Annotated in this window: 14 protein-coding genes, 2 pseudogenes and 1 riboswitch; of the genes and pseudogenes, 3 read left to right on the top strand and 13 right to left on the bottom strand. The window is 54.6% G+C overall.

Features of this window, described 5'->3' with window-relative positions; translation table 11 throughout:
* Positions 1–95: 95 nt before the first annotated feature.
* From ASF66_RS09990 to ASF66_RS09980, 5 genes and pseudogenes are all read right to left on the bottom strand, one after another.
* Positions 96–860: an SDR family NAD(P)-dependent oxidoreductase gene (locus ASF66_RS09990; RefSeq protein WP_056843735.1), complete on the bottom strand. Its 765-nt coding sequence runs from the start codon at positions 858–860 to the stop codon at positions 96–98.
* A 95-nt stretch (positions 861–955) separates the two neighbouring features.
* Positions 956–1438: an amidohydrolase family protein gene (locus ASF66_RS22930; protein ID WP_236707090.1), complete on the bottom strand. Its 483-nt coding sequence runs from the start codon at positions 1436–1438 to the stop codon at positions 956–958.
* Positions 1439–1885 carry a hypothetical protein gene (locus ASF66_RS22925; RefSeq protein WP_236707089.1) on the bottom strand — a complete coding sequence of 149 codons (447 nt, stop codon included), beginning with the start codon at positions 1883–1885 and terminating at the stop codon, positions 1439–1441.
* A 122-nt stretch (positions 1886–2007) separates the two neighbouring features.
* A pseudogene (locus tag ASF66_RS23240) lies at positions 2008–2385 on the bottom strand (methyl-accepting chemotaxis protein); the annotation flags it as partial.
* A gap of 4 nt (positions 2386–2389) precedes the next feature.
* Positions 2390–3364, bottom strand: coding sequence for a PAS domain-containing protein (locus ASF66_RS09980; protein ID WP_236707088.1), 975 nt, complete (start codon positions 3362–3364; stop codon positions 2390–2392).
* Between the two features lie 439 nt (positions 3365–3803).
* A riboswitch (Fluoride riboswitch) is annotated at positions 3804–3865 on the top strand.
* Positions 3866–4006: 141 nt separating this feature from the next.
* Here ASF66_RS09980 and crcB point away from each other — a divergent pair.
* Both crcB and ASF66_RS22915 read left to right on the top strand, forming a co-directional pair.
* Entirely contained in the window at positions 4007–4381 is a 375-nt protein-coding gene (crcB, locus tag ASF66_RS09975) for a fluoride efflux transporter CrcB (protein WP_056843734.1), read from the top strand.
* Between the two features lie 21 nt (positions 4382–4402).
* Positions 4403–4495: pseudogene (locus tag ASF66_RS22915) on the top strand (DUF190 domain-containing protein); the annotation flags it as partial.
* 123 nt (positions 4496–4618) lie between these two features.
* On the opposite strand, the gene chrA reads toward ASF66_RS22915, so the two are convergent.
* From chrA to ASF66_RS09950, 5 genes are all read right to left on the bottom strand, one after another.
* Positions 4619–5836: a chromate efflux transporter gene (chrA, locus tag ASF66_RS09970; protein ID WP_056843733.1), complete on the bottom strand. Its 1218-nt coding sequence runs from the start codon at positions 5834–5836 to the stop codon at positions 4619–4621.
* Positions 5837–5955: 119 nt separating this feature from the next.
* A complete protein-coding gene (arsH, locus tag ASF66_RS09965) occupies positions 5956–6690 on the bottom strand; it encodes an arsenical resistance protein ArsH (protein WP_056843732.1) in 735 nt (244 codons plus the stop codon).
* A complete protein-coding gene (locus ASF66_RS09960; protein ID WP_056843731.1) occupies positions 6690–7160 on the bottom strand; it encodes an arsenate reductase ArsC in 471 nt (156 codons plus the stop codon). The genes arsH and ASF66_RS09960 overlap by 1 nt, the downstream gene beginning before the upstream one ends.
* Before the next feature lie 9 nt (positions 7161–7169).
* Positions 7170–8459, bottom strand: coding sequence for an arsenic transporter (locus ASF66_RS09955; RefSeq protein WP_056843941.1), 1290 nt, complete (start codon positions 8457–8459; stop codon positions 7170–7172).
* A gap of 20 nt (positions 8460–8479) precedes the next feature.
* Positions 8480–8830, bottom strand: a complete 351-nt coding sequence (locus ASF66_RS09950; RefSeq protein WP_056843730.1) for a metalloregulator ArsR/SmtB family transcription factor — start codon at positions 8828–8830, stop codon at positions 8480–8482.
* Between the two features lie 292 nt (positions 8831–9122).
* On the opposite strand from ASF66_RS09950, the gene ASF66_RS09945 reads away from it, so the two are divergent.
* Positions 9123–10085, top strand: coding sequence for a tyrosine-type recombinase/integrase (locus tag ASF66_RS09945; protein WP_056843729.1), 963 nt, complete (start codon positions 9123–9125; stop codon positions 10083–10085).
* Between the two features lie 715 nt (positions 10086–10800).
* Here ASF66_RS09945 and ASF66_RS09940 read toward each other — a convergent pair.
* From ASF66_RS09940 to ASF66_RS09930, 3 genes are all read right to left on the bottom strand, one after another.
* Positions 10801–11181 carry a COG4315 family predicted lipoprotein gene (locus ASF66_RS09940; RefSeq protein ID WP_010924793.1) on the bottom strand — a complete coding sequence of 127 codons (381 nt, stop codon included), beginning with the start codon at positions 11179–11181 and terminating at the stop codon, positions 10801–10803.
* Between the two features lie 308 nt (positions 11182–11489).
* Positions 11490–12482 (bottom strand): beta-propeller fold lactonase family protein, encoded by a 993-nt coding sequence (locus ASF66_RS09935; RefSeq protein WP_056843728.1) that lies wholly within the window; start codon positions 12480–12482, stop codon positions 11490–11492.
* Positions 12483–12639: 157 nt separating this feature from the next.
* The gene (locus ASF66_RS09930; RefSeq protein ID WP_056843727.1) at positions 12640–13536 is read right to left on the bottom strand and encodes a LysR family transcriptional regulator; all 897 of its coding nucleotides are present in this window, start codon (positions 13534–13536) and stop codon (positions 12640–12642) included.
* Positions 13537–13541: the final 5 nt, after the last annotated feature.

Here is a 13541-nt window from a genome sequence, read left to right as displayed (position 1 = left end):
GTCTTGGCACGGCTCGCATGACCGCCGCCATTGGTTTGAAGAGCAAGGAACGAGCGTTCGCCGATATGGCAAGAACGCTCGTTTGCAGGCGGCGATCAGCGCATGACGAGCCCGCCATCCACCGAGATGGATTGGCCAGTCATATAGCTAGAAGCCGAGCTGCACAGCCACAGGACAACGTCTGCAATTTCCTCGGGGCGGCCATGTCGCTGCATGGGAATGCCGGGGAGCATTGCATCGAGGGCCTCCTTCTGTCCGGCGGCGACCATTTGGTCTACCATTGGCGTCCAGATCAAGCCGGGGCACACGGCGTTGACGCGGATATTACGGGTGGCGTACTCCGGCGCCGCGCTTTTGGTCACGCCCAGCACGCCATGCTCGACAGCATGGTAGGTGCGGCGTTCGGCACCGCCGACCAAGCCTCCCGGGGAAGAGCAATTCCCGATCGCGCCGCTTCCCTGCTGCCGCATATGCTGCAACTCGTACTTCATGCAGGCCCTGATACCGCGCAGATTGACCGAGTTCACACGATCGAAGTCCTCGACCGTGGCGTCGGCGGTCTCCGCGAGAGCGTTCTGGATGCCGGCGTTGTTGAAAGCCACGTCCAGGCGGCCGAAGGTGGAAACGGTTTCCTTGATCATGGCCTCGACTTCGCCCAGATCGCCCACTTTGCAGCGGATGCCGATAGCCTCGAATCCAGCCGCTACTAGCTCGTCGGCGGCGGCGCGCGCGCCGTCGGTGTTCACGTCCGTAAGCGCAACGCAAGCGCCTGCTCGAGCGAAAGCCTTGGCGGTCGCCAGGCCGATGCCCGATGTTGCGCCAGTGACAAGTGCGACCTGTTTTCCGCAAGAGTTTTTCATAAATCAAGTTCCTCCGTTGGATCTGTCCTGAATAAAGATGGGTGATGCATCGGCCCAGTATCCGGAGACGCCTCTTGTGCGGCTGCTCTCTCGAGCTACGTGCTAGGAGCCTTCCCAGGCTGTGCAACAGGCACGCGTATGCGATAGACCCTCGCGGCCGTGCCATGAAACAGCGCAGCCTTCTCATCAGCCGAAGCCGACCTGAAGATGTACTTCAGAGCGTTCCACAGCGGCACGAAGCCTGCACAGCGTCCATCCGGTGGATAGTCGCTTTCCATTAGGCAACGGTTGACGCCAAACGCCTCGATGGTTGTTTCCACATAAGGGCGCCAAGCCTTGGCCAGTTCGCCATAGCCAATGGCGTCGCGACGCTCTTCGAACCCGACGCCCCAGAAGGGCATACCTAGCCCACCCACCTTGCAGTGGATATTTGGACGCCGATCAGCCTCAATCATCAGCCGGCGGTAGTCATGGAACACTCGTTCCCTCGCCGATGCGTTCAGTTCTATCGCCATCGCATGCCCACAGTGATTCAGGACAATGGTGGTGTCTGGAAAAGCGTCCGCCAGCTCGATCACCTAGGGCAACTGGTGATGGAACACCGCTGCGTCGAAGCTCAAGCCGCGTGCGGCGAGGTGGGCGAAGGCTGGGCGGAAGCCAGGGCTCTTCATCACGCTGCCCGGTGGTCTATTGGGAATGAACCGATAGGGCGCGTCTGAGGGGGCTTCGATGGTGACCTGGCGTACACCCCGGAACCGCTCCGGCGCGCGCTCCATCGCCTGGTCCAGCAGTTCAGCCAATTGATCGCCCAGCCGCAGGTCGGCATGGCCTACAATGGCGACGCAGGCCCGGCAGCCGTAGCGGCCGCTGTCGCACATTGCGCCGATGCCGTTGGCGAACTCGATCTCGCCGAGCGGGCGCAGTGCCGAGGGGCCATCCGTCTTTGCAAAAGCCAAGGTCTCCCCGTACATCGAAGCGACAATCCGGTGGCCTGCACGCGTATCTGTTAGATAATCGTCAATCATGTATCGCAGATCAGGCCCGTCGAACAAGTGGTGGTGTGCGTCGATGATTGGGAGAAAACTATCCTACTAGCTCGTATTGAAACGGTTGTAGCCATATACCGCTTGCTAACGCAGACTCATAGTCAGCCGACCCAGCTCACGGCGGTTTTTGGAATCACCTCTGACTCATCCAGCTTCGAGGCGAACATACTGACTGCCTCGACCGCATCACTGGTACCGGTCCGGATCTGCAGGATGACCATTCCCGCTTGCTCTGCAAGACATACTCCTCGCTGAGCCCCTGCATGGGTTGCGTTGATGCTGGCAACCGCTTCCCTTGTCTCAGACAAAATTCTGCCGATCATTTCAGCAATTTCACTGGTCGAACGGCTTGTCCTTCCCGCCAATTGCCGTACCTCATCGGCTACAACAGCAAAACCACGACCTTGATCGCCCGCACGGGCAGCCTCGATAGCGGCGTTAAGCGCCAGTAGATTCGTTTGATCCGCAATGCTACGTATTGTGTTAACTATTGCTGTGATCTGCTCGGAGCGATCGGCCCAATTGGCCGACCAAACGAGCTGACGATTCAATGTGATCTGCGATGAGGCGTACTTCCTTCGCGGTCTCTTGAATGATCTCTGCTCCCTGCTCGGCAACCTTTTCAGTCTCGGCGGAGATATGATATGCACGGGATGCACCTCGAGAATCTTCTTCGAATTTCTCGACTCGTAGGGTTATATCACTTGCATATTTGACAATCTTGAAGAGTTTTCCTTCTGCTTCGAAGACAGGATTGTAAGTGGCCTCAAGCCACACTGGTCGCCCATATTTGGCAACCCTTCTAAATTGGCCACTGGAAAAATTTCCCGAGTTCAATCCCTTCCAGAATTCGGTGTACCCACTGCTGTCCACTAAACTAGCTTCGCAAAGCATTCGATGGTGCTTACCTTTCAGGTCACCTAAAACAAAACACATCGTTTTCAGAAAATTTTCATTCGCATGAAGAATATTGCCATTCAGATCGAACTCAATCGACGCTATGGCCCTGTCTATTGCATTAAGCTTACTGCTTGCTTCAGCTTCCTGGAGCACCTTCTGGCTAACATCTAGTGCATACTTTACGACTTTGTAGACCTTCCCATGCTCATCTAGCACAGGATTGTAGCTGGCCTCGAGCCAAACATTTTGACCCTTCGCGTCGACGCGTTGAAATGTTCCCGAAAAGAATTCGCCGGATCGAAGCTTAGTCCAAAACTCCGAATACGCTGGGCTTCGCACAAGCGTGGTTGGGCATAGATCGGAGTGGGACAAGCCTGAAACTTGTTCGACACGATAGCCCATGACTCTCAAAAAGTTAGCGTTAGCGCTCATGACCTTACCGTCGAGACTGAGCTCCACAATAGCCATCGAGCGATCCAATGATGCTACCAATCCTTGGTGTTTTATTATTTCAGCTTCCTTAGACTCCAATTTACGCTTCAGTGCTGAATTGAACACGTTGTCTACCCTTGGATTAGATTTGTAGCGGCATACGTCATATCGGCAGCAAATGAGAAAGCACAATGCCGCCACGGATTTTTTTCAATTATTCCGACAGACGGAAAAGGTGCGAGATCTTGAGTGACGCGTTTCGAGGCCATTCCTTACTGGCAGTCGTAAGACTGCAAATTTTGACGAATTCTCAAAAAATCGTTACTGGTGGTAAAATACGTTATTCGAGCTAATTTATTCATAACAATCAGTATCTTAGGATTAATATTCTACTGACTACCACTTGGGAGGACTAAATTGAAAATCCAATTTTCCTACTTTCGAACTCCCAACGAGGCCGCCTGACTTGCTTAAGTCTCCATGACAGAAGAGGCAGTGCTTCGGGCGAACGCACTGATTTAAGTGCGTGGAGGTTGAAATTTTCAGTACCGATGCTCTACTATCTTTCTTTGCAGGAGATGGCATTCCTCTTTGAAACCGCCTTGTGCTGATGATGCCTACGTGAACCCTGGACAGGGAGCGTAGGTGTGCCCCCTGTCCATCAATTTAGGACAGGATTGTGACTACCATTCTCATATCAGCTTCCTCTCTCTGTATGCGGTTATCAGTACCTTCTCGGCTCTACCAGCCCAGAGGAGATCTGCAGCTATGCTGAAATCACTATTTGTTATCGCCGTTGGCGCATCACTTGGTGCTTGGTTGCGCTGGCTTCTGGGCATGAAGCTCAACGCGCTCTTCCCGACAATTCCCCCAGGCACTGTGGTGGCGAACATGGTCGGGGGGTACATCATCGGCCTAGCCATCGCGTTCCTGGCCGCATCTCCCTCCTTAAGCCTCGAATGGCGCCTGCTAATCATCACGGGTTTTTGTGGGGGACTTACCACCTTTTCAGCCGAAACAGTTGCCCTAATTCAGGAAGGAAGATTGCTGTGGGCGCTCGGCTCAATCTCATTGCACGTCGTAGGCTCGTTAGCGATGACCGCTGCCGGACTATTGTCCTACCAAATAATTGGTACTCGCTGAGGAGATTGAAATGAAGGTTATATGGTCGTTTTCTTCACCCAACAAAATCGTCGTTATGAAGGGAAAATTTTTGGCGAAGGGATCGTAGACGCAGCTAAGGAAATGCTGCTTCAACTGCCCAAGATAGGCGCATGGATGGGTACGATTTACGTATGTCTGGGGATTTTCCGATTCTAAGAGGCACCTATACTCGATATTTCGGGCTGTTTCAACGCATTGCAAGGCTCAGCTTGATGCTTATAGGACCAGTGCTGACAGCCATCCTATTAAGCCGCAACCCAAGACAACCAGCCAAAGTGGGGCCCTCCAGAACATCAGGGCAACAAAAGCCATCAGCGCCAATCCGAAGTCCGCGGGTTTTGATATGGCACTTGTCCAGACCGGGTTGTACAAAGCCGCCAAAAGTAGCCCGACCACTCCCGCGTTGACGCCTACCAGCGCGGTCTGGATGCGAACGCTATGCTTCAGTCGTTCCCAGAATGGCAACACGCCGAGTATGAGAAGGAATGAAGGCGCGAAAATAGCGATGAGGCATATTGATGCGCCCGTCCAACCTGAGGGCTGGACGTTCATAGACGCACCGAGAAATGCTGCAAAGGTGAAAAGCGGACCCGGTACCGCCTGCGCTACGCCATATCCCGCCAGGAATGCATCGTTGGCAACCCAACCGTTGGGTACCGTTGCCACCTGCAGCAACGGCAAAACGACGTGCCCGCCGCCGAACACTAATGAGCCGGCCCGGTAAAAGTCGTTCGACATGGCGAGTGTTTGAGAGGGCCAGGCCTGCAGTAGTAATGGAAGGCCTGCCAACAGGCTGAAAAACACCGCCAATGAAACCACACCCGCTTTCCTGCTGACTGCGATCGGTAACGATTCTGCAGCTAGGCCTTGAACAGGTTTCAAAAACATCAAACCGACTCCAGCCGCGCAGACCATTATACCAAGTTGCCCAGGTGCATTGGGCAACCAGAGTGCTGCGCATGCCGAGAAAGCGGCGATGGTCACGCGAGGCACGTCAGTGCAAAGATTGCGGGCCATGCCCCAGACTGCTTGCGCAACGACCGCAACTGCGACGATTTTGAGTCCGCTCAATAGGCCGACTGGGAAAGGGGCTCCCCACTTGGCCATACCCTGAGCAAATAAAACCAGGGCGATAGCTGATGGCAATGTGAAACCGGCCCACGCAGCAATGGCACCTGACAAACCGGCACGCGATAGCCCCAACCCTATGCCAACTTGACTGCTTGCAGGTCCTGGAAGAAATTGGCAAAGTGCGACCAAGTCGACATAGCTGCGATCGCTCAGCCATTGCCGTCGAGTAACAAACTCCTCGCGAAAGTACCCCAAATGTGCAATCGGGCCTCCGAAAGACGTAAGTCCCAAGCGTAAGAACGCTAGAAACACTGACCAGGCGGAATCAGGTTTTATCGCTTTAGTGCCGTTTTCTGCTGACAATACTCAAGCTCCACTGTAGCTGATGCCATTGGATTACTGAAATCCACCCACTCGGATTTGGAGCAAGCTCAGCACTCAACATGGGGATCGAGATGAGCCCTATCTGGCAAAATGTTTGTCTAGATAGAACGCTGGTTCACCCGTTTGGAAAGGGCCTCGGCGTCTTCCTTGCGTTCCGAATAGCGGTCTACCAGGTAACTCTCTCGACCTCGTACCAACAACGTGAATTTCACCAATTCCTCCATCACGTCCACTACCCGATCGTAGTAGGCAGACGGCTTCATGCGCCCGGCTTCGTCAAATTCAAGGAAGGCTTTGGGTACCGAGGATTGATTCGGGATCGTGACCATACGCATCCAGCGGCCCAGGATACGAAGCTGATTGACCGTATTGAATGACTGGGATCCACCACATACCTGCATCACAGCCAACGTCTTGCCTTGCGAGGGTCGTACTGCGCCCAACGTCAAAGGTATCCAATCGATCTGCGCCTTGAACACGGCCGACATCGACCCATGCCGTTCCGGCGAACACCACACCTGACCCTCGGACCACAGCACCAGGTCGCGCAGTTCCTGGACTTTTGGATGTTCCACCGGTGCATCATCAGGTAACGGCAGACCTGAAGGGTCGAAGATGGCCGTCTCTGCGCCCATGAGGTTCAGGAGTTGCGCTGCCTCTTGGGTCAGCAACCGACTGAACGAACGCTCACGGGTGGATCCATAGAGCAACAGGATGCGAGGCTTGTGGTCGGGCTGCATATCCTGGGCAAGCTTCTCAGGCGTAGGCACATCGAGCAGGGCTAGGTCCAGGCTGGGAAAGTCTTCCGGATATTCGGATGTAGGCTCGATCATTACAGCGCTCCAATCCTGTCCAACGCATGCTTGAGCTCTGTTGAACTGAGCGCATCCAAATCCAAAGCAAAGAAGGCCGTAAATCGGTTCCGGATAGTTGTCACGGTGGCATCAAAGGCTGCCTGCTTCTCCTCGTCGCGGCCAATGACATCCGAGGGGTCAGACAGCCCCCAATGACTCTTGATAGCTGGGCCAAAATAGACGGGGCAGGGCTCGCCTCCAGCCTTGTCACAGACGGTGATCACAACGTCAGGGGGATTATCCTGGAAGCTCTCTGAACCCTTGCTATGTAGCACTGACGTATCGATGCCGAGCGCTTGGAGGGTACTGACCGCCCGAGCATTAAGTCGTCCGCTCGGAAAGCTGCCGGAGCTCACTGCTGTGATGCCTTCAGGGGCCAGATCGTTGAACAGTGCTTCAGAAAGCACGCTCCGACAGCTATTGGCGGTACACATGAAAAGGATTTTCATCGGTGGTTCCTAGGCTTGGATGCTGAGCCGCAGGGCGAGTGCGGCCAGGGTAATAAGCAGAACAGGGATGGTCAGCAGGCTGCCAACCTTGAAGTAGTATCCCCACGTGATTCGGATGTGTTTTTGAGCCAGTACGTGGAGCCACAGCAACGTGGCCAGGCTACCGATCGGAGTGATCTTGGGCCCCAAGTCGCAGCCTATGATGTTGGCGTACACCATGGCCTGATGGACCACGCCTGTGGCCTGACTGGCCTGGATGGATAGGGCACCGATGAGCACGCTGGGCATGTTGTTCATAACAGACGACAGCAATGCAGCCACCACACCGGTACCCATAGTTGCAGTCCACAGGCCCTGTTCTGCGAAGACATTGAGCAGAGACGTGAGCGCGTCCGTGAGCCCTGCGTTGCGCAGCCCATAGACCACTAGGTACATCCCTAGCGAAAACACAACGACCTGCCACGGTGCATTTTTGATAACCGTACGGGTAGAAATAACGCGGCCTTTGCCGGCGATCACCAGAAGGATGAGTGCGCAGCTGGCTGCTACTGCACTGATAGGTATCCCCAATGGCTCCAGCGCGAACAAACCGACAAGGAGCAGCGCCAGGACCCACCAGCCGGCGACAAAGGTAGCCTTGTCACGGATGACAGTCCCAGGCGCATCAAGCTGTTGTGGATCATAGGTAGCGGGTATGTCGCGTCGATAGCACAGCCAGAGCATGAACAAGGTCGCCGCTACGCTGACCACGTTCACGGGCCACATCACCGAAGCATATTCAGCAAAGCCGATTTGGAAGAAATCGGCTGACACGATATTGACCAGGTTGGACACCACCATGGGCAGGCTCGCGGTATCGGCGATGAAGCCTGCAGCCATGACAAAGGCCAGAGTAGACGCCGGGCTAAAGCGCAAGGCTGTGAGCATGGCAATGACGATGGGGGTCAGGATCAACGCGGCGCCATCGTTTGCAAACAAAGCTGAAACAGCGGCGCCCAGCAGGATCATCAGGATGAACAACCGGATGCCCTTGCCTTGGCCCAACCGTGCCATGTGCAAGGCAGCCCACTCGAAGAATCCGGCCTCATCCAGTAACAGGCTAATGATGATGACTGCGATAAAAGTGGCCGTTGCATTCCACACGATGGCCCATACCGTAGGTACGTCGCCTAGACCAACCACACCGGTAAGCAAAGCCAGTACTGCGCCGGCAGCGGCGCTCCAGCCTACGCCCAATCCCCTCGGCTGCCAGATGACCAACGCAAGTGTCAGAACGAATATTGTGATTGGAGCAACCATATGGACACTCTCCAGCAAAATCAGCAGCACGCGGCCTGGCGGACCGGACGATCTTCCATTAATGCAAGACGGCTCGCGTCTTGATCTATCCAGGACTGATTAGCACTGCGTGTTATCTGGAGCACATGCAAAACCCATTCGGGCAACTGTGGATGCAAGCGGTAATAAATCCACTGCCCCTGACGGCGGTCCACTAATAACCCGCAATTACGAAGTTGGGCTAAATGCCGAGAGATTTTCGGCTGACTATCATCCAGCGCCCAAATCAGCTCGCAGACACAAAGCTCGTCTTGGCCAGCGAGCATGAGCATGATGCGTGTGCGTGTTTCGTCGCCAAGACATTTGAAGACGGTCGCCGGTGACAGATCCATGAGCGTTCCTAGATATGCATGTATTCGAATATTCGAATATACACATTTTTTTCGTACTCCGCACGGTCCAGAAACGATTCTTTTTTTCCTGCCTGTCAATACTGAAATTGCAAATTAGGTTGATTTATGACTTTCGAGGCATGCGCAGGCTTTTGGCGTATTACTGGTGATAAAATAGGTTATCAACAATTATTGCCGTTTATCGGTTTCGAAGGCGGCTTCCATACTTGACGTTGCTTTCGTGATCAAAGACGTGGCCAACGATCGCCAGTGAGCCAATGATGAGAAATATATGCAGGAACTGACCAGTGCCCATCAGAATGATCAGCGTCGGCTCACGTCGGTCGAATTTCAGACGCTGGCCCAAGTTCCGGCCGCGGTCGAGTGGTTTGCCAACCTGGACAATCCTCGGACACGACGTGCCTACCAAAATGACCTGGAAGACTTCTGCGGTTTTGTCGGATTGGCTTCGGCCGATGAATTTCGCGTCGTCACCCGATCACATGTTTTGGCTTGGCGCGCTCAGCTCGAGCATCGCGGTCTGGCGGGCGCCACAATCCGGCGCAAATTGGCGGCGCTGGCCAGCCTCTTTGATCACCTCCTGGAGAGCAATGCGATCGCCGGGGGCAATCCCGTGCACGGCGTGAAACGCCCGAAGATCGAAAGCAACGAAGGCAAGACTCCGGCATTGGGCGATCACCAGGCCAAAGCGCTGCTCGAAGCCCCGGATGAAACGACCCTCAAAGGGCAACGCGACCGGGCGCTATTGGCTGTTCTTCTTTATCACGGGCTGCGCCGCGAAGAAGCGGCGCTGCTGCAGGTGAGCGACATTCAGGATCGCCGCGGAATTCAGCATTTGAAGGTGCATGGCAAGGGCGGCAAGGTGCGCTACCTGCCGTTGCACCCGGTGGCGGCTGGACGCATTCACCAGTACCTGGAGAGCTCAGGGCATCATTTGGCGGACAGGAAGGTGCCGGTCTTCATCCCACTGCGCGGCAAGTTGACCGGTGCCGGCATTACGGCCAACGGCATCTACACCGTGGTGGCGGCCTACGCGAAGATGGCTGGGATTGAGGTCGAAGGCCTTGGGGTTCATGGACTCCGAGCAACGGCAGCCACCAACGCCTTGGAGCATGAAGCCGATATCGCCAAGGTCCAGGCCTGGCTGGGTCATGCCAACATCAGCACGACCAAGATCTACGATCGGCGGGAGAACCGGCCGGAGGATTCACCCACCTATAAAGTGAAGTATTAATTGAAGTGATCGAGGCCTAAGCGGCAGCTCACCCACGCGCACTGCCGAGGATGTGGTGCAACGCTGCCCCTTGGATGATGACCTTCCACATCGCTGGCTGGACAGGTGTCGGCATGTAGAAAGGGGCTTTCGCAGTCTTCCAGCACTTGGCTTTCCATGCAGCCAGTGCATACAGCACGTCCGGCAACGATCGACCATCGACCGTTCCATTCCTCAACACCTCGTTCAGTCTCCACTGTTTCGACTCCTCAGCGTACGTTTGTTAGATGCTGAAAGTAGCGCTGTGCGGGCCGGTTTGATACGCCCAAAACCATACCCTTGTTTGAGTTGTAAGCTATGCGCACCAACCAATAAAGCGACGCCTGTTGGTCGGCTTATTAACGGCAGCTTTCGGCCATAAGCAGACCTTCGCCCGCATATCTACGATGCCCTACCGTTCTAATTGGCGTTGCCTCAGAATATCGGTCCACTAGCGGCTGGATGGAACCACCATGCGCATCGTCACAGACTCCCGGCCAAACGAAATCCTCAGGCTGGCGTTACGGGAATACGTCCAAGGTGTACCGCACCTCGGCCCCATTTTTCGTTGAAATGATCCATCAAAGATTTATGAGGCGCGGCGGCTGCATGTTGGCGAAAATATCAGGTGTGTATTCTTCTGGTTTGCGCCACTGACAAAGCCAGTGGCGTAAGCCAGCCTATTAATTATTTGACGTTACGGCTTGGCAACGTGCCAGACCTGGTTGACGCCGTCACCGGTTGTATCCCCTGGCTTGGTATCTTTGACCCAGCTGTAAAGTGGCATGCCTTTGTATGCCCATTGTTTTGTGCCATCGTCTCGAGTGACGACAGAGTAATCATGACCCGCTTTCGCGTCTGCGGATACCGGTAAAGGTGGCCAGTTTGAAGCGCATGGCCCATTGCAGACCGACTTGCCCGAGGTGTCCTTACCGAAGGTATAAAGAGTCATTCCTTTCACGTCTACGAGTACTTTTCCCTTGTCCGTTTCAGCAAGCTTGACTGGCGCATCGGCGAGCGCCAAACCCGACATGCAGCTGGCGGCAACAGCGACGGTGAGAATCATCTTTTTGAACATATGTATTTCCTTTGGTCATTTTTAATTTTTAAAAGACCCACCTGCTTTTGAAACGGCAAGCGATCAGACAGTAGACGAGCCACAAACAGGTTAATTCGATTCCGTAGAAAAAACGTCCCGATATCACCCCCCCCCCCCCGGACCCTATGCCTTCCTCAATTGAGCAAAGCGACGCTCACGGTCACGCATCACTGGCTCATCTCAATGAGCGACGGCGATCCATCATCCAGGACTCATCATTTTCACTCATTATTATTCACTTGGTCGTGGAGTATCAGCAGGCCCCCATGAAGGCCTGCGCTGTTCAATCAGTCGGCCTTGAGCGTCGACACCACCTTGTTGCTGGCGAGATCGACTGTGGAGATACTCAAGTCCTCATTGAGGACATACGCCTTCGACTTGTCTTTGGTGAAGACAATGGCCTGGCGGGGTGCCTTCAAACCGGTCACAGTGGTGGTCACTTTCAGCGTTTTGGTGTCGATCACTGAAAGGCTGTTGTCACCGAGGTTACCCGAGTAGACGTGCAGCCCGTCTGGAGTGAGGGCTGCGCCGTAGGGGTCTTTGCCAACCATGACGGTGGTTGTGATGGCGCGTTTTTGAGTGTCGACAACTGCGATGCTGTTACTGCCGCTGTTAGCCGCGTACAGCGTATTGCCGTCCGCCGATATGGAGATGGCGCGCAACTTGTTGAAGCCAGTGATCTCACCTTCAATCGTATTGGTCTTGCTGTCGACCAAGGTAATTTTGTCCCCAAGAAAGTTGGTGACATAGACGGTTTTGCCGTCAGGACTTACTCGGATGCCCTGGCGCGGTTGGGAGAAGCCAGGTACCACAGCTACTGGCCGCTGGTGATCAAGGTCAATGACCGACAGCGTGCTGGCCGCTTCATTGTTGACGTAGAGCAGGCTTCCGTCCTTGCTGAGTGTGGTACCAAAAGCACCTGCGCCCAACGGAATATTTGCGATCACTTTTAAAGTCTTGGTGTCAATCTTGCGCACGACCCCCAAACTGCTGTCGGAGAGGTAGAACACATCGCCAGTTGGCGAAAACACAATATTTCGCGGCGTGACGTAGCCGGTGAGAACCTGGCGAACCTTACCGGTTTTCAAATCATAAACCACTACATCTGGACGCTGACTGTAAGAGACCACCGCCGTCGTTTCATCAGGGCTGACGGCCAGCGAGTTGTTGTGAATATCGCCGTCAAACGTCCAGCGATCTTGCGCGGCCCACGCGCTCATCGATGCGGCCAACGCAACACCCAACGTCAGGGCTGTGACGGTTTTCTTTATCACATTCATCAGAATTTCCTCATAGGGTAAGCAAGGCACCCAGTCGCGCCTTGGCATATACAACTCGTTCATCGCTGCAGGGCAATGAGTTGACTTTATGCGTCGTTGATAAATTCCGGAAACAACTTGTTTTGGTAGCTCTTACCTGTTTTATAAATAGGTCCAGCTATTCCTGGCTCACGAATTGACTGCATTTTTCCCAGAATCGCTCAAGCCCAGGCGAGATGTATTTGTCCCGGTGGCGGATCAGAAAAAAACGTCGGGTCAGTGCAGGCAACGCGTGCGGCAGTTCAACCAAGACTTCAGAGGCCAGTAGATCCCGAACGACCCAGCGGGACAGGCAACTGATGCCGATGCCTTGTGCGAGGGTATGCTTGATGGCCTCTGAACTGCCGATCTGGCGCGTTTCGGCGAGATCGTGCAAATGACGCAGCAGCAATTGTTCGACTTCTTCACGGGTACCAGAACCTGGCTCGCGCAGTAGCCATTCAGCGGTACGAAGATCATCAAGTGTGACCTGCTGCTTTAGTGCCAAGGGGTGCCGTTGGCCTGCGACAATAAGCAACTCATCAATTAGCCAAGGCTCGGCACTGAGTTCGGGCAGGTGGCAAGGCCCCTCGATCAGGCCCATATCAATCTCGAAATCAGCGACTCTTCTTGCGATAGCCATGCTGTTGGCCATGTCGACATCGACCCTCAAATGTGGTGTTGATTGACGTAGCTCACCGAGAATCAATGGCAGAACATAATTGCCTATCGTGGTACTGCATCCTACCCGCAAGCGTGTCTTCAGCCCGGCATGGCCGGGTAAGAAACTGGCCTCTATCTGTTGTGCATTCTCAAGCATCCTTCTGGCTTGAGGCAGTAAGGCATGGCCGTTATCGTTCAGCACTAAACGCTTGCCTACACGGTCGAACAGCCTGGTATCCAAGGCGCTTTCCAACTCGTTCAGTGCGGCGCTGGTTGCAGATTGGGACAGTGACACCGAAATGGCGGCGCTGGTGGTGCTACCGTGCTGCGCGACGGCGCAGAAAATTTGTAGCTGGCGTAGGCTTAGCTTCAAGTAAT

This window comes from Pseudomonas sp. Leaf129 (genome assembly GCF_001423465.1).
Taxonomy (GTDB): domain Bacteria; phylum Pseudomonadota; class Gammaproteobacteria; order Pseudomonadales; family Pseudomonadaceae; genus Aquipseudomonas; species Aquipseudomonas coleopterorum.
This window is presented reverse-complemented; position numbering and strand designations above follow the sequence as displayed.